Here is a 16,083-nt window from a genome sequence, read left to right on the forward strand (position 1 = left end):
GCAGAAGCGGCTGACGAAGAAATGAAGAAACAAAACCCAGCCTGCCGCATCATGACTGGTGAAGCAAGTAGCCCGGATGAAGCGTAGCGTAATCCGGGGGGAAACCGCCGCAACATCAGCATCCCATCCGACAGCAGTATTGACCCAGCACGGTGTTCCCGGATTATCATCCGAACTCCTTGTTGATTTGTCGTGCTAGGGGATCACTAACTGTGGGCTGGCCCACCCCGTACCGGGAATGAATGTATTAAACCAAAAATTTCTGCGCGTGCCGTCAAACTGACTCCAGATGGCAACTGCGTTGCTAGCGTCATCAATCGCAACGTCATAGCCACGCTCAGAGGATATAGCACTTGAAACCGAAGGAATGGCGCCAGAAATGTTGCTGGCCTGCCATGCGGACCCGCTTGTACTCTGGCTTGCGTGTAGAACGGTACCGCCAGTATCGGCCCATAACGCGATGACATTGCCGCCGGAGTTGAACGCTAACTTATTCGAACCGCTCCAAAAAACGTGCGGCCCCAACAACTGTGGCGTCTCCCAGCCTAGAGTAACGTTATACCGATTTGATTTTATCCCATCCGTCCCGATCCAATAGATAATAGCATTGCCAGCGGGGTCCATAGCGAAGGACACACCAATCTCAAGGTTGATATCCAACGCATCCATGTCACCGGCGATGCCCCATCCCTTGCCCGGAGCGTAGCGGTTCGCCGATAGTTTGGTGACACCGTCTATGCCGGTTGATACGCACGCAGCCAACACGTTACCAAAACGATCCAGCCCATGCGATGATACGCCTCCAGAGCTAACGCATGGGACACCGAGGCTATGGGGGCCGTCCCAGCCCGACGCAACCAGATAACGCTCGGACCATATCTCACCCGCAGAGGCCCATGTCATCATGACGTTGCCCGCAGAATCGGTTATTGCACGCGGCAGTGCTTCGTAGATGTTGAAATCGGCACCGAGATTCGCAATGCTTTGCAGCGGGTTCCAGCCAGTTCCTGGCTGATACCGGCGCGCCCAGATACTATTCGTGCCACTAAAGGTGGCTACTCCACTCATCACGGTCACATTTCCGCTTGCATCCATAACAACTTTATCGACGTTGGGACCCCAACTCACCGAAGACAGGTCTACGGTATTGATCGTGCTTGCAGCTTGCCATCCACCGGCAGCAGTATAGTATCTGGCCTTGTAGCTAATGCTTCCATTTTTGCGTATGTATTCCCGCCACGTCACGACCGCACTGCCTTTGCCATTTACTGCAAGGTCTACCGACGAAAGCCTGTTTTCAGCACCATTTTGCAGCATCCCGGGTATATCCCAACCTGGGCCAACACGGTAGCGGCTCGCCCACAGATCCGCACCCGTGCCATTCTGTTGGGTCCATACCGCAATAAAGTCTCCGGCACCAAGCGCATGAATTTTCATGTTTTCCACGATCCCTGCCTCGTGGGGCAAGCAGGCATATGTCGTGGACGTGATTTCTCTTGGATCAAGAGCGCCACTGCTGTTTAAGTCTAGTCCAGCCTCAATTTTCGAACCCCCGGCAAGGCAATTACTACCAGGCGGCTCGGACGTGCTCGCGACCAAGACTGCGGGAGAGGATGATGACACACCTCCACCGTTGCACACGTAAGACGATGAGCTGATCTCGGCGGAGTCTAGGGTGCCGTTGTGATTGGTATCCATGCCGGAGTCGAGCCGCACGCCACCGTTGAGACAATGAGATCCAGCGGGTTCGATGCTTTGTGTGATGAGGGTATTAACTCCGTTAGCACCGTTGCACACAGCTTCTGACTTTGTTACCTCGTTTGCGTCTAGCACCCCATTGATATTTTTATCTATCCCAGTCTCAACGAGGATGCCACCGTTAGGACATGTCGGATCATTGACTGCAATCACCGAGCGATTCACGGCAACCGATGGGGCACCGCCATTATCAGCCCCTGCGCCGGACCCACCACCACAGGCCGTTAATGACCCCATGAGGCCAAGCACCAAAGCAATTAAAAAATAGCGGAACACAGGCACACTAATAACCCTCGTTTGATCCGGATGAAAGAAAAACGCTGTCGGTCTACGTGCTGTATCGGCCGAGGAAGTCCATGCATTAGCAAGTAGCCTGGCCAGAACGTAGCGTGAGATACCCAGGCCATTTTGGTCGCGTACGCCTCGTTTGATGAAAGCAGGGTGCTTGTGGGGTTAGCACCCAAGACCACTACAGATAATGATCTTTACCACCGTAGTTACCGCTATCCGTAACGTTTGCAGGAGACGACCCGATAAGCACTAAAAGCAAGATACCGTTTTGGTATACGACAATGGAAACCAGAGGAAGTAAGGTCGGCGAGTTGCGGTGCGGCGATGTTTGACGAGATTTTTATACGGGATTGTGGCTGTGCTGCTGGCGTAGAATATAGCCACACAAAAAATCGCCGGTCATCAATCACATGAAAATAAAACCCATATTAATCACCGGCTGCTCCAGCGGCATCGGACGATGCGTGGCCGAAGGACTGAAGGCTCGCGGTTATCGAGTATTCGCTACGGCGCGCAAGATGGAGGATGTGGAAGCCTTGCAAGCCAAAGGGCTGGAAAGCCTGCTCCTCGATCTGAACAGCACGAACTCCATCCACGCTGCCGTGGACGAGATCTTGGCTCGTACCGGGGGCAGGATCTATGGGCTGTTCAATAATGCGGGATATGGCCAGCCGGGGGCGGTGGAGGATTTGCGGCGTGAGGTATTGCGGGCGCAATTCGAGACCAATCTGTTCGGCATGCTGGAACTGACCAATCGCATCATCCCAGTGATGCGTGCTCAAGGCACAGGGCGCATCATCCAGAACAGCTCGCTGCTGGGATTCGTCGCACTGCCTTATCGCGGCGCCTACAACGCCAGCAAATTCGCCCTGGAAGGCCTTACCGATACCTTGCGTCTGGAGCTGGCGGGCAGCGGCATCCACGTCTCAATCATCGAACCCGGCCCGATCAAAAGCCGCTTCCGCGCCAACGCCCATGCGGCTTACCGGCAAAATATCGACCCTGAACATAGCGCCCACCGCGAACGCTATCGCGGCCTGGAACGGCGCCTGACCAAGCAAGGCCCCGCCGCACCCTTCACCCTGCCGCCCGAAGCCGTGTTAAAAAAAGTGATCCACGCCCTCGAAAGCCCGCGCCCAAAGATACGCTACCCCGTCACGGCGCCTGCGCACTTCTTTGCCACCCTCAAACGGCTGCTGCCGCACGGTGCACTGGATTGGGTATTACAGCAGGTGGCAAAAGGGGAAAGCCGCTGATATGATCCTAAAAACGGTGGTTGAAAATTACGGTCACAATGTAATCCAGGAGGGAAACACCATGTCACTACAGCGCTATGGAGTTCTGAAGGGACGGGCGATAGACCGGCGGCTCGGCCAGGGGGAGAGCCCGCATTATCAAGTGCACATCGTGGACGAAGGGACGGACTATCGGATCGCTGTCAACGTCAAATCACAGCAAAGCCCTTCTGAACTCGAATATCTCGTGGACGATGCATTTCAGCATCCCGTCACGGCGGGCTTGGTCGACTTGCCGCTCGGCTTCACGCCGCTGGAACGCAAACCCAATGGCCTGGCGCTGGACTTTATCCGTGGCAACCTCTTTGATCGCAGCCGGATGCGCCCGCTGCCTTTCAATGTGCCCGGCCCGGACAATGACCTGAACGAAGTCATCGACCATTATATACAGCGTGTGATGGCCGATGAAAGCGCGTTGGTCTATGCCTTTGGCGAGCGCTGGGGGCCGGAAGACATCAAGGACAAGATCTTCGGCTTCAAGCCCGGCAATGGCATCCACGATATCCACATGAACCAGGCCAACTCCGCGCAGTTTCGGGAAGACGACGGGGTATGGCAGGATGGCGCCATGCTCATCCACTTTCCGGCACAAAATCAGTGGGTGGCGGTCTTCCTGAAATTCCAGTCGCAGGGCTGGCACAGCGACGACATCACCGGCCACCGCATCGAACCGACTCCCACCCCAGGACCAACACCCCAGCCGTTTGAACCGCAAGGCATAGTGCGCATCGTTGCCGCGCTGGTGAATCCGATCGGCCCGGCACCGGAAAAGGAAACAGTGACACTGCTCAACACCTCCCCGCAGCCGATCGATCTGGCTGGCTGGACCATTGCGAACAAAGCCAAACAAAAGCATCCGCTCAGCGGGATCTTGCCGCCAGGCGAGGCAAAGGTGGTTACCTTGCCGCAAACCGTGCAACTCGGAAACCAGGGGGGCATTATTACACTGTTGAACCACGAAGGCCTCAAGGTCGATGGCGTCGCTTACACCAAAGAACAGGCCCAGCGGGAGGGCTGGACGATCGTATTTTGACCTGAACAGTAAGTTACGATCGCCGTTTTTGGGATCAAGCTAAATGTGTGGTCGATATTTTCAAAAAACAATAAGGACACCCATAACTCTCTCGCGAGAGAGTGAGAAATGCCCGCAATGCTCCAACTGGGCTGTGCATGGTCGTTTCACGGGAGAGCTCTTAAATCAACGTTAACTCTAATGCCTTGGATGAGCGGACCACATAGTGGCAGGGTGCAATAACCGAAGGTGCATGCACCGAATGCTCTCCGTCACATCTACGAACTCTGTGCGCCTTGTGGTGAATGAGTTGATCCAATGCCTGATGTGATGGTCTCCTCCTCCTTCTAAACCGGCGTCGAATGCGCCACGATGGAGCTGTAACAAACCATCGAAACGAAAGGAGAGGAGACCGAGATGAAGATTACAACGATTGGGCTGGACTTGGCAAAGAGCCGTCTGCTTTGACGAGAAGCATCGGGAGATCAGTAAGCGGATGTTGCGGCGCAACCAGGTGCGGGAGTACTTTACACAGATCGAACCCTGCCGCCAGCACGGCGGTGTCCTGAAGGGGGCCGACCGCGCCCTGGGTGTCGATCAGGATGACGTCATACGCGCTGTCCAGTGCGGACAGCAGGACATGCTTGAGCCGGGGCCGGCCGTCGGGCGTATAGAGGAGCCAGTTCTGCAGCCGCCCTTCCGGGTCGTCGGAGACGACGATGTCCAGCCGCTCGAAGACCGTCCGGCTGATCACCTCGGCGGGTGCACTGCGGGTAATGAGGTCGGACAGCCCGCCGGCGGCGCGCAATTGCAGGGAGTAGTAGCTGGAGAGGGTCGGCTGGATGTCGGCGTCCACCAGCAGCACGCGCTGCCCGAGGTCCGCCAGCAGGCCGCCGAGATTGGCGGTGAGCGTGGTCTTGCCGACCCCGCCCTTGGTCGATACGATGGTGATCTTGACGGCCATACAGCCTCCTGTCTGGATGAGTATCCAGCCTGAGGGGACGTATCCGCCGTCACTTTACAACATCTGCTTAAATGGTGGGCCGTGCGGGACTCGAACCTGCGACCTACTGATTAAGAGTCAGCAGCTCTACCAACTGAGCTAACGGCCCATATAAGGGGATAGGTAGTGAAACACACTTTGCCAGTGTGATCAATACCTGAAGAGGCTTTTGACTTGCACCCTTCAGGGTAGAAACCCAACTGCCTCGCGGCATTGGAATCTACCGCCAAAAAAACCAAATCCTTGCGGGTATGGCTTTTGGCTTTGAATTGGGGTGACCGATGGGGCTCGAACCCACGACAACCGGAATCACAATCCGGGACTCTACCAACTGAGCTACGGCCACCATAACTTAACTTCTTTTCCAGACCTAACATGCAGCTTTAGATACTGGTGCGCCCGGCAGGACTCGAACCTGCTACCCTCGGCTTAGAAGGCCGATGCTCTATCCGGATGAGCTACGGGCGCTTGGTCCAAGCCGCACAGTATAACGCCATAAATCCATAAATATGGTCGGGGTAGAGGGATTCGAACCCCCGACATCCTGCTCCCAAAGCAGGCGCGCTACCAGACTGCGCTATACCCCGAACGTCCTGCATTACTATCGCAACGTCCACCAAAGCAGGTGCAGCACGAAGCGGGGAATGATACCCATAGCGGTGCGCCACGTCAATTTTTTCTTGCGTCCACCAGCTGATCCGCCCTAATGAAGCGCCAGGCCACCAGAAAAGCCGCAACGCCTATAAACGCTGCCAAAAAATAGGTAGTGGTGGCGCCTAAGCTGCTCCAGGCGTAACCGCTGTACAGGCTGCCAACCGCGCCACCCGCACCAAAGCTGAGACTGCTGTAGAGCGCCTGGCCACGTCCCTGGTTGCGTCCGGTAAAATATTTATGCACAAGCTGTATCGCCACGGCATGATAAACCCCAAAACTGGCGGCGTGCAGGATTTGCGCAAAAAACATCATCGGCAGATTGTCCACGAACAGCCCGATCAATGCCCAGCGCAGCGCGGCCAGGGCTAGGCTGGCAAGGAATATGGCGCGCAAGCCAAAACGTGGCGCCAGCCGGTGCATGACAAGAAAAACACCCACCTCAGCAATCACGCCCAGTGCCCATAACTGTCCGATCAGGCTGCGGGAATAGCCATGATCTTCGAGGTAGATGGAATAGAAGGTGTAGTAAGGGCCGTGGCTGGCCTGCACCAGAAAACACACCGCCAGCAGAGCCAGCACCTCGGGGCGCCCCAACACCTTGCGTAACGGCTCGTGATCAAGAATCAAGTGAGCAGCGGCGCGCTCCGGCACCAGCAGGCTCATCAACCAGATGCCCGCCATCAGCCCCAGCAAGATCAGCGGCAACAGCCCCACACCAGCATGCTCGAACAGCGGACCCAGCGCCGCTACCGCCACAATAAACCCGATAGACCCCCACAAGCGGATACTACTGTAGCGATGCACCTGATCACCCAGATGGCTAAAGGTAGCGGCCTCGAACTGCGGCAGCGTGGCATTCCAGAAAAAGCTGAATACAATCATCACCAACGCCAGCCAACCATAACTGCTGCCAAGCAGGATGCCACTGAAGGCCAGCGCCGCTGCCAGGGAACCCAGCCGCACGACAGCCATGGGCTTGCCGGTGTGATCGGCGATCCAGCCCCAGACATTGGGGGAGATGATCTTGGTCGCCATAATCAGCGCCATCAATTCACCGATCTGGACCGGGTTAAACCCCAGCGATTCGAGATACAGCCCCCAGTAAGGCAGCAGCGCGCCGAGCGAGGCGAAAAAGAAAAAATAAAACGCGGACAGGCGCCAATAGGGCATAGCTACGGTTACGAGTTAATTGCAGGAGCGGGCCATACGCTATTCAGGGCTATTACCCGCTCAGGGTTATTACCCGCGAACCACCCCTCGCGTGCAAGCCACACCTACTGTGCCTGAGAGGGAATAACCGGTGTTTGCGATACGACATCCCTATTCTGCGCACGGTGGCGCAGCATGTGGTCCATTAGCACGATGGCGAGCATCGCCTCGGCAATTGGGGTGGCGCGGATGCCAACGCAGGGATCGTGGCGGCCATGCGTCACCACCTCCTCCGGGTCACCATGCACATTCACACTACGCCCGGGCAGGCGGATACTGGAGGTCGGCTTGAGCGCGATGCTGGCGACAATATCCTGGCCGGATGAAATGCCACCCAGAATACCGCCCGCATGGTTGCTCAAAAAGCCTTGCGGCGTGATCTCGTCACGGTGTTCAGTGCCTTTTTGCTCGATGCAGCCGAAACCGGCGCCAATCTCCACGCCTTTGACAGCATTGATGCTCATCAGGGCATGGGCGATATCGGCGTCGAGGCGGTCGAACACCGGCTCGCCCCACCCCGGCGGCATGCCACTGGCCACCACATTGATGCGCGCGCCGATGGAGTTGCCCTCTTTGCGTAGCGCATCCATGTACGCCTCCATTTCCGGAACCTTGACCGCATCTGGGCAAAAGAAAGGGTTTTTCTCTACTTCATCCCAGTCAAAGGCCTCGGCCTTGATCGGCCCCAGTTGCGCCAGATAACCGCGGATTGTTACCCCGTAACGCTCGTGCAGGTATTTTTTGGCGATCCCACCTGCCGCCACGCGCATGGCCGTCTCTCGCGCCGAGGAACGTCCACCGCCACGATAGTCGCGCAGACCATATTTTTGCTGGTAGGTATAGTCCGCGTGACCGGGGCGGAACTGATCCATGATCTTGGAATAATCCTTGGAACGCTGATCGGTGTTGTGTATCAGCAACCCAATCGGCGCGCCCGTGGTGTGCCCTTCAAAAACGCCGGAGAGGATCTGCACCCTATCCTCTTCACGGCGCTGCGTGGTATGGCGTGAGGTGCCGGGTTTGCGGCGGTCCAGATCATGCTGCAAATCCTCTTCGCACAGCGCCATGCCCGGTGGGCAGCCGTCGACGATGCAACCAATCGCCGCACCGTGGCTCTCGCCGAACGAGGTCACCGTAAAAAGTTTTCCGATAGTATTTCCTGACATGGCCGGTGTGTGCTTGTTTCAACGGTTATTATTTGATGTTGTCACTCAAGCCACCCAACTGTTTCAGGCCGGCGTTTGATGCCGATGAAAAGGCACCCGACATCGCCATACCGAAGCGCTGGGCAAATTGCTGCAAATACGGCGGCTTCTCGCTGTAATCAACGATATCCTCCGCGCCAATGACCTCGCGGGCAACATAGCTGCTGCTGCCCAGCGCATCGACCAGCCCGACGCCGATGGCCTGCTCGCCGGTCCAGATATAACCGCTAAACAGATTGGGATCGTCCTTGAGACGCGCTCCCCGCCCTTTCTTAACAGTATCAATGAACTGCTGGTGAATGTTGCCGAGCAGCGTCCTGACGTGCTCAACCTCCTCCGGCTTTTGCGGTGAGAAGGGATCGAGGAAGCCTTTATGCTCACCCGCCGTCAACAAGCGGCGCTCTACCCCAAGTTTTTTCATGGTATCAACGAATCCGAAGCCGTCCATGATTACGCCGATGGAGCCTACCAGGCTGGCCTTGTCGGCATAAATCTTGTCGGCAGCGGCGGCAATGTAATAGCCACCCGAGGCACAGATATCGGTAATAACCACATACAAGGGAATATCGGGATATTCAGTGCGCAGGCGTTTGATCTCGTCGTTGACATACCCCGCCTGCACCGGGCTGCCGCCGGGGCTGTTGATCCGGATAATCACGCCTTTGGTATTTTTGTCCTCAAATGCGGCGCGCAAGCCGGTAATAATGCTATCGGCATTGGCCTCGCTGCTATCGGAGATTTCACCACGGATTTCCACCAGCGCGGTGTGCTTCTTGCCAACGTCGATCGCATGATCCTTGGGCAGCACCAGATAAAGCAACGTAAACAAATAGGCGAAGGTCAGCACCTTGAAAAAGATGCCCCAGCGGCGAGTGCGGCGCTGTTCGTCAATAGCGGAGAAGGCCAGCTTCTTGAGGACGCCGCGCTCCCACTCGCCACCCTCTTCACCTGATGGCGCAGCGGACGTGGTGGGCGCGGGCGCTCCGCCAGTCCACTTATCCTCTGGTTTGGCGGGTTCACCACCCGGCGTTGCGGAGGCTGAGGACTCTTGCTGATTATCTGACATGATGATGTACCGCTTATTGAATTGTTGTAAAAATCTATTAAAGCTCTCTGATTTTATTCAGAGGGTTCTGGGGTTCTGGAGTTTTGGTGTTCAGGTTGACAGGTATTAGCCATTCCCTGATTTCCGCGATACTATCCAGGCACGCCAAGGGGCCGCATTGCAACAGGCGGTCGCGCCCATGCACGCCATAGCTCACCGCCAGCGCCGCCGTTCCCGCATTACCGGCCATCTGCATATCGTATTCGGTATCACCTATCATGAGCGTTTCATGCGGGGCAACGCACATTTCGTCCATAATCTCCAGTAACATGCGGGGATGTGGCTTGGAAAAGGTCTCATCGGCGCAGCGCGTGGCATGAAACAGACCTTCGCAGCCCGATTCCGCCAACGAGCGATTGAGACCCTGCCGCCCTTTGCCGGTCGCAACCGCCAGTAGATAGCCCTGCTGGCGCAGATCGTACACAATATCCGCCGCGCCTGGAAACAATTTCGCAGGGATTTGATTGGCGTAAAGAAAATGGTGGCGATAGCGATCCGCCAAGCGCTGCTGGAGCAGGTTATCGGCCCCCGGCACCAATTGATCCAGCGCCTCGCGCAAGCCCAGGCCAATGATATTCCTGACAGCCTCATCCGCGAGCGGCGCCAGCCCCGCATCCGTCATGGCCGCGTTGAAACTGGTGACGATGCGCGCCTCAGAGTCCATCAGCGTGCCGTCCCAATCAAACACCAACAGCTTGAACCTACTCGGCATCATGGGCTTTCTCAGCCTTCTCAAGACGCGCCAAAACCTCTTTCAAGTCATCGCTCAACGGGGCCGTGACACTAACCTTCTGACCCGTTTCCGGCACCTCGAAGGTCAGCGCGTGGGCATGCAAAAACAGGCGTTTCACGCCCAGCGCCGCCATCCGCCGGTTAAATTCCGCGTCACCGTACTTCTCATCCCCGGCAACCGGCTGCCCGACATGCGCGGCATGGACGCGGATCTGATGGGTACGCCCCGTCAAAGGCCGCACCTCCATCAAACTGGCCTCGGCAAAAACCCGCTGCGGCCGAAACACGCTGGCGGAGGACTTGCCCTCGTCGGAAACGCGCACGACGCGTTCGCCGGAGCGCAACTCATTTTTACTCAGCGCGGCATCGACGACCCGCTTTCCGCCCTGCCACTGCCCCATAATCAGCGCCAGATAGCACTTGTCGATGCCGTGATCCGTCCGCAACAACTCATGCAAACTGCGTAGCATACTGCGTTTTTTGGCGATCATCAGGCATCCGGAGGTATCGCGGTCCAGGCGATGCACCAGTTCCAGATGGTGCGCATCCGGGCGGGCGGCGCGCAACGCCTCGATCACACCATAGCTCAGGCCGCTACCGCCATGAACTGCGATCCCCGACGGTTTATTTATGATAATCAACGCACTATCTTCATAAATAATGCTGTTTTCTATCCGTTGCAAGACATGGGCGGTAGGCGGCACATACTCACCCGGCTCCGCCACATGGATAGGCGGAATGCGCACCGTATCGCCCGCCTGCAAGCGATAGGTAGGTTTGATGCGTCCCTTGTTGACCCGCACCTCGCCCTTGCGCAATACGCGATATATATGGCTTTTCGGGACACCTTTCAGGGCTGTAATCAGAAAATTGTCGATGCGCTGCCCCTCGTGGGCGTCGTCAATACTGACGAGCCGGGGGCCTTGATGAGTTTTTGAAATAGACATGCGTCAAATAATAACATTTTATTTGACTGATTTGATGCTGTTGATTAACGTGTTATATTATGATGTACCCGCGACAGTTCATTTTGTTGATGCATAACGTATGACAGTGGCGCGAGAGGACGATAACCATTTTATGCGTATGCGGCGCTGGAAACGGAACTTTGGCAACGTTGATGCCTCATATCAAGGCAGGCGGTAGGGCTTCTACTCATCGCCCAATACACCGCCGCTTGAACAGGCTCCGGAACGTCCGCATGAAAATGACACATAACATACATTTACGTTGATGGGGTTTGGTGTCGCTCGACCCGTTTAAAGAGCGATCAATAAATTGCGTTCCCACAAAACGCGACCTATGCGGTATATCGAACCACCTCGCCGCCCATCGAGGTGTGCCGGATTTATGGCGTATCAGGCAGATACAACACTATAAGCAACACACCGTTTTTGTTGATGATCCGCGCGGCCTGTGCCTGCGAGGACCGAATCAATAACTCAAGAATCAGCGAGAGCGATGCGTTTGCATCCATGGTGCGCACTGCCTGGCGCAATTGTCCGATAAAGAGTGCGGGCGAAGAGAAGGTTGATCGGCATTCTGCCATGAGCAGGCGTGCCCGGCGCCTCCCCTCGCCCCCGGTTCGACAGTACGGCAACCGTCGCTGGCTGTGGTTGAACGCCAGAGAAATTTAAAACATGAAAAGAATGTTAATTAACGCAACTCAACCGGAAGAGTTGCGCGTAGCCTTGGTTGATGGACAACACCTTTACGACCTGGACATCGAAACACCGTCACGGGAACAGAAAAAATCCAATATATACAAAGGGAAAATCACCCGCGTCGAGCCTAGCCTGGAGGCCGCCTTTATCGAATACGGCGGAGAACGGCACGGTTTTCTGCCGTTAAAGGAAATCACCCCTTCGTATTTCAGCCACACGCCCGAGGGCGGCCGCGTCAACATTAAAGACGTGTTGCGCGAAGGCCAGGAAGTCGTCGTGCAAATCGACAAGGAAGAGCGTGGCAACAAGGGTGCGGCGCTCACCACCTTTATCAGCCTGGCCGGCCGTTATCTGGTCTTGATGCCCAACAATCCGCGCGCCGGAGGCGTATCGCGCCGTATTGAAGGTGAAGACCGCAGTGAATTGCGCGACATCATGGGCGTACTGAACGTCCCTGACGGCATGGGTATCATCGTGCGCACCGCCGGTGTCGGCAAGAGCGCCGAGGAGCTTCAGTGGGATCTGGACTACCTGCTGCGCTTGTGGGAAGCCATCGAAACCGCCTCCAACCAGAAATCCGCGCCTTTCCTGGTATACCAGGAAAGCAGCATCATCATCCGCGCCATCCGCGATTACTTCCGCCAGGACATCGGCGAAATCCTCATCGATGACCCAGAGGTATACCAGCAAGGGCGTGACTTTGTGCAGCAGGTCATGCCCAACAGCCTGAATAAAATCAAGCTGTATCAGGATAGCGTGCCGCTCTTCTCGCGCTACCAGATCGAAAGCCAGATCGAAACAGCGTTCCAGCATGAAGTGCGCCTGCCGTCCGGCGGTGCAATCGTCATTGACCATGCCGAGGCGATGGTGGCCATCGACATCAACTCAGGACGCGCCACCAAGGGCGGAGACATCGAAGAGACCGCGCTCAACACCAACCTCGAAGCCGCTGACGAAATCGCCCGCCAATTGCGCCTGCGTGACCTGGGCGGATTGATCGTCATCGATTTCATCGACATGACCCCCGCGCGCAATCAGCGCGAGGTGGAAAACCGCCTCAAAGAGGCCCTCAAAATGGACCGGGCGCGTGTCCAGATCGGCCGCATTTCGCGCTTCGGCCTGCTGGAGATGTCACGCCAGCGCCTGCGGCCCTCATTGGGCGAGTTCAGCCAGATTGTCTGTCCGCGTTGCGAGGGACAAGGCAACGTCCGCAACGTGGAATCGCTGGCGCTCTCCATTCTGCGCATAATCGAAGAAGAGGCCTCCAAAGGCAAGGGCCGGATGGACAAGATCCTCGCTCAGCTGCCAGTGGCTGTCGCCACCTTTTTGCTTAACGAAAAGCGTGCGGCAATCAGCGCCATCGAGAACCGGCACAAGAGTCGTATCACATTGATACCCAACCCCGCGCTTGAAACACCGCACTATGAAATCGAACGCGTGCGTGCCGATGATGTTGCGGAGGAAGGCGCGCCGGCAAGTTATGAACTGGTAAAAAAACCGGAAGAAACCGTTGAAAGAAGGGTCGCGCCTGCGAAAAAGGTCGGCATCGAAGAACCCGCTGTAAAAGGCGTGGTTCCCGCTACCCCTGCTCCTGCACCCTCCCCCGCCCAGAAATCTGCGCGACCAGAAGCTGAAGGCGGCTTCATCAAGCGGCTATGGGCAAGCTTGTTTGGCGGTGGCCTACCGGCAGCAACCAAAACCGAGGTTGAGACCAAGGCTACGACAAGCATCGACGAATCAGATTCCAGGAGAAAGGCTCCGCCTCACAAGGCGCGGTCCGCACCTTCTCAGCAAGCCAAACCGCGCCGCGACGAATCGCAGCGCAAGAGGCCGCCGCGCGGCACAGAGGAACGCAAGAAAACGGTGCCTTCCGAGTTGCCTGCAAAGGCAGAAACAGCCCCGCAAGCGGCCCTTCCTGCCCAAAGAACGCCATCAAGGGCGCTGCCACAGCCCACTTTTGAAGAACCCATTATCGAAGCCGCTGCGGGTGATACCACAACGGAAGCCGGGCAGGCCGTTTCAGGTGAAGCAGAGCTTACGGCAAGAACCGCCGGCCAGCGTCCCGGTGGCCGGCGTGGACGCCGTGGTGGACGCCGCCGCCGTAGAGAACCAAGGGCTCCTGGAGAAGCCGGCACGGAGTTTGCCGGAGACACCGAGGACGCAGGCGGAGAAGAAATGCGGCAGAATGAGAATAATGTTCTCGCCGCCACACCCCGCACGGAACCCAGGATTGAAGCCAGCCACGCATCAACTGAAACTGGCGAATCGCCCCAAGTCGAGAAGAAAACGTCTGCGCCTTATTACCCACCGCGCAGAAATGCCTATCGCCCAGGGAATATTGATCAGCCATCGCCGGACTCCGGCAACGTGGCTGTAGCGGCTGAAAACACAGGTGACGCACCTTCCTTGCCGCCACCCATTAAAGCGACACCGCCTGCCCCTGTCGCAATCCAGGAAAACCGGGGCCAAGAAGAGGCCCGCGCGCCCAGGCAAATGACGTTTATGAGCGAAGCACCGTCTACCGACGCGACCCCGTCCAATGTCATCCCGGTAGCGCCCAAAGCCACCGTCGAAACTCCTGCCGTCAATCCAAAAACGGATTCGACAGGAAGCGAATAAACTTTAGCTTCAAGACCGGCGGGTACGGAATACCGTACCCGCCGTTTTTTTTGACAACCGAATCGCCGGTTTTAGCTGCAAACATTCAGGCATGAATAAAACACTGCCATGACAGAACCCTCCGCTATCGACCCTCGTCGCTGCCCATTGTGCGGCGCTGAAAATGAATGCAATATGGCCAACGATCGCCAGCACCAACCTTGCTGGTGCCGCGAGGAATCTTTTCCTCAAACCCTGCTGGACGCAGTTCCGCCTGCCGCAAAGCACAAGGCCTGTATCTGTAAACGCTGCGCCCAGGCCCATACTATCCCTGGCCTCGCAGAGGCTTTATAATCGCCTGATTTTAAGCGACTTATCGGCTTCTCAGGCTTTCGGTCTGGATAAATCTGGCAATATACTTCATAGTGCTGCGTACGTTATTAATATGCTTTAAAAATACAATGGAGGGCAACGATGTCTGCATCATCGAAAAATGAAAACCAGGGCAATTGGGAAGTACCAGAAGGCATGGACCCGATGCGGGTCATGCAAGTGGCCTCCGGCTACTGGCAATCCTGCGTCCTGCACGCGGCTAACCGGCTCGATATTTTCAATCTGCTGGACGGCAAAGCAAAAGACCTGGACACCTTGACCAATGAAACCGGCGCCGACCGGCGTTGTCTGGGCGCACTGCTCAGCGCCCTGGTCTCGATCGACTTCCTCGACCGTGATGGCGATGTGTTCCGCAACAACCCGTTTAGTCAAACCTTTCTCACCAGCTCCAGCAAATTCTACCAGGGCGGCATCGTCTACATGTTCGAAAACTGGTATCAGGCCTGGGGCGGACTGTATAACACGGTAAAAACCGGCACGCCGTCGGCGCTGATGCATCAGGAGTACAGCGACGAAGAAACACGCAATTACATGATGGGCATGCACAATCGCGCGCTGTCGCAATCCAATCTATTGACCAGCCTGTTCGATCTTTCGGGTAAAAAACAGCTGATGGACGTGGGCTGCGGCCCGGCGACCTTTGCCGTGAAATTCTGCGAGAGTTATCCCGGCCTGAATGCCGTGGCCATGGACCGCCCGCAGAACCTGAAAATCGCCAAAGAAATCGTCGACATGTACCACATGCAGGATCGCGTCAAGCTCCTGCCCGGCGACTACAACACCGACAGCCTGGGCACCGGCAATGACGCCATGCTGCTATCGTCGATGACCAACCAGGAATCGCCGGAAAACATCAAAAAACTGCTCAAGAAGTGTTATGACTCCATGAACAAAGATGGCGTCATCATGATCCAGGAACAGCTGTTGCATGCCGACAAAAAAGGGCCTGCGCTCGCTGCGCTGATTGGAGTCAACCAGATCATCAACACCGTCAGCGGCACCTCCTACTCCACCACCGAGATGGAAAATATCCTCCGCGAAGTGGGGTTTGTGGACATAAAATCAGAGCAAATGGCACCCCCCAGCCCATTTATCATGGTCTCGGGGTACAAACGCTAAACCCTATTGGTTTGCCTGCGCTGTTTAAAACCGTGCTCAAGCTCG

Annotated in this window: 11 protein-coding genes, 4 tRNA genes and 1 pseudogene; 5 read left to right on the plus strand and 11 right to left on the minus strand. The window is 56.5% G+C overall.

The genetic code is table 11. The features are described 5' to 3' along the window. Positions 1 to 195: 195 nt before the first annotated feature. A complete protein-coding gene (locus M3A44_11745; GenBank protein MEQ6342297.1) occupies positions 196 to 2,040 on the minus strand; it encodes a hypothetical protein in 1,845 nt (614 codons plus the stop codon). 419 nt (positions 2,041 to 2,459) lie between these two features. Here M3A44_11745 and M3A44_11750 point away from each other — a divergent pair, with 419 nt between their 5' ends. Together M3A44_11750 and M3A44_11755 are read left to right on the plus strand one after the other, a co-directional pair. Beyond that, complete coding sequence (locus M3A44_11750) at positions 2,460 to 3,305, plus strand: SDR family oxidoreductase (GenBank protein ID MEQ6342298.1); 846 nt, start codon at positions 2,460 to 2,462, stop codon at positions 3,303 to 3,305. 61 nt (positions 3,306 to 3,366) lie between these two features. Further along, complete coding sequence (locus M3A44_11755) at positions 3,367 to 4,377, plus strand: DUF2278 family protein (GenBank protein MEQ6342299.1); 1,011 nt, start codon at positions 3,367 to 3,369, stop codon at positions 4,375 to 4,377. A 526-nt stretch (positions 4,378 to 4,903) separates the two neighbouring features. On the opposite strand, the pseudogene M3A44_11760 reads toward M3A44_11755, so the two are convergent. The 10 genes and pseudogenes from M3A44_11760 to rluC all read right to left on the minus strand — a co-directional run bounded on the left by M3A44_11760 (position 4,904) and on the right by rluC (position 11,211). Next, positions 4,904 to 5,320 (minus strand): annotated as a pseudogene (locus tag M3A44_11760) (ParA family protein). A gap of 72 nt (positions 5,321 to 5,392) precedes the next feature. Beyond that, a tRNA-Lys gene (locus M3A44_11765) sits at positions 5,393 to 5,468 on the minus strand. Positions 5,469 to 5,629: 161 nt separating this feature from the next. Next, positions 5,630 to 5,705, minus strand: a tRNA-His gene (locus M3A44_11770). 45 nt (positions 5,706 to 5,750) lie between these two features. Further along, positions 5,751 to 5,827, minus strand: a tRNA-Arg gene (locus M3A44_11775). Positions 5,828 to 5,869: 42 nt separating this feature from the next. Next, positions 5,870 to 5,946 (minus strand) — tRNA-Pro (locus tag M3A44_11780). 82 nt (positions 5,947 to 6,028) lie between these two features. Further along, positions 6,029 to 7,183: an MFS transporter gene (locus M3A44_11785; protein ID MEQ6342300.1), complete on the minus strand. Its 1,155-nt coding sequence runs from the start codon at positions 7,181 to 7,183 to the stop codon at positions 6,029 to 6,031. Between the two features lie 104 nt (positions 7,184 to 7,287). Next, positions 7,288 to 8,388 carry a chorismate synthase gene (gene aroC, locus M3A44_11790; protein ID MEQ6342301.1) on the minus strand — a complete coding sequence of 367 codons (1,101 nt, stop codon included), beginning with the start codon at positions 8,386 to 8,388 and terminating at the stop codon, positions 7,288 to 7,290. 28 nt (positions 8,389 to 8,416) lie between these two features. Further along, positions 8,417 to 9,493 (minus strand): S49 family peptidase, encoded by a 1,077-nt coding sequence (locus M3A44_11795; GenBank protein MEQ6342302.1) that lies wholly within the window; start codon positions 9,491 to 9,493, stop codon positions 8,417 to 8,419. Between the two features lie 37 nt (positions 9,494 to 9,530). After that, positions 9,531 to 10,247 (minus strand): HAD-IIIA family hydrolase, encoded by a 717-nt coding sequence (locus tag M3A44_11800; GenBank protein MEQ6342303.1) that lies wholly within the window; start codon positions 10,245 to 10,247, stop codon positions 9,531 to 9,533. After that, positions 10,234 to 11,211, minus strand: a complete 978-nt coding sequence (gene rluC, locus M3A44_11805) for a 23S rRNA pseudouridine(955/2504/2580) synthase RluC (GenBank protein MEQ6342304.1) — start codon at positions 11,209 to 11,211, stop codon at positions 10,234 to 10,236. Before rluC ends, M3A44_11800 begins: the two co-directional genes overlap by 14 nt. A gap of 693 nt (positions 11,212 to 11,904) precedes the next feature. Here rluC and rne point away from each other — a divergent pair. From rne to M3A44_11820, 3 genes are all read left to right on the plus strand, one after another. Further along, the gene (rne, locus tag M3A44_11810; GenBank protein ID MEQ6342305.1) at positions 11,905 to 14,547 is read left to right on the plus strand and encodes a ribonuclease E; all 2,643 of its coding nucleotides are present in this window, start codon (positions 11,905 to 11,907) and stop codon (positions 14,545 to 14,547) included. A gap of 174 nt (positions 14,548 to 14,721) precedes the next feature. Continuing rightward, positions 14,722 to 14,880, plus strand: coding sequence for a cysteine-rich CWC family protein (locus M3A44_11815; GenBank protein MEQ6342306.1), 159 nt, complete (start codon positions 14,722 to 14,724; stop codon positions 14,878 to 14,880). Positions 14,881 to 15,000: 120 nt separating this feature from the next. Then, positions 15,001 to 16,038, plus strand: a complete 1,038-nt coding sequence (locus M3A44_11820; protein ID MEQ6342307.1) for an acetylserotonin O-methyltransferase — start codon at positions 15,001 to 15,003, stop codon at positions 16,036 to 16,038. Positions 16,039 to 16,083: the final 45 nt, after the last annotated feature.

It is taken from the genome of Gammaproteobacteria bacterium (genome assembly GCA_040183005.1).
Taxonomy (GTDB): Bacteria; Pseudomonadota; Gammaproteobacteria.

Excerpts from the sequence above, each read along its gene's own strand:
- M3A44_11750 (MEQ6342298.1), top strand. The coding sequence starts at position 2,460 with ATGAAAATAAAACCCATATTAATCACCGGCTGCTCCAGCGGCATCGGA.
- M3A44_11755 (MEQ6342299.1), top strand. The coding sequence starts at position 3,367 with ATGTCACTACAGCGCTATGGAGTTCTGAAGGGACGGGCGATAGACCGG.
- M3A44_11785 (MEQ6342300.1), bottom strand. The coding sequence starts at position 7,183 with ATGCCCTATTGGCGCCTGTCCGCGTTTTATTTTTTCTTTTTCGCCTCG.
- aroC (MEQ6342301.1), bottom strand. The coding sequence starts at position 8,388 with ATGTCAGGAAATACTATCGGAAAACTTTTTACGGTGACCTCGTTCGGC.
- M3A44_11795 (MEQ6342302.1), bottom strand. The coding sequence starts at position 9,493 with ATGTCAGATAATCAGCAAGAGTCCTCAGCCTCCGCAACGCCGGGTGGT.
- M3A44_11800 (MEQ6342303.1), bottom strand. The coding sequence starts at position 10,247 with ATGATGCCGAGTAGGTTCAAGCTGTTGGTGTTTGATTGGGACGGCACG.
- rluC (MEQ6342304.1), bottom strand. The coding sequence starts at position 11,211 with ATGTCTATTTCAAAAACTCATCAAGGCCCCCGGCTCGTCAGTATTGAC.
- rne (MEQ6342305.1), top strand. The coding sequence starts at position 11,905 with ATGAAAAGAATGTTAATTAACGCAACTCAACCGGAAGAGTTGCGCGTA.
- M3A44_11815 (MEQ6342306.1), top strand. The coding sequence starts at position 14,722 with ATGGCCAACGATCGCCAGCACCAACCTTGCTGGTGCCGCGAGGAATCT.
- M3A44_11820 (MEQ6342307.1), top strand. The coding sequence starts at position 15,001 with ATGTCTGCATCATCGAAAAATGAAAACCAGGGCAATTGGGAAGTACCA.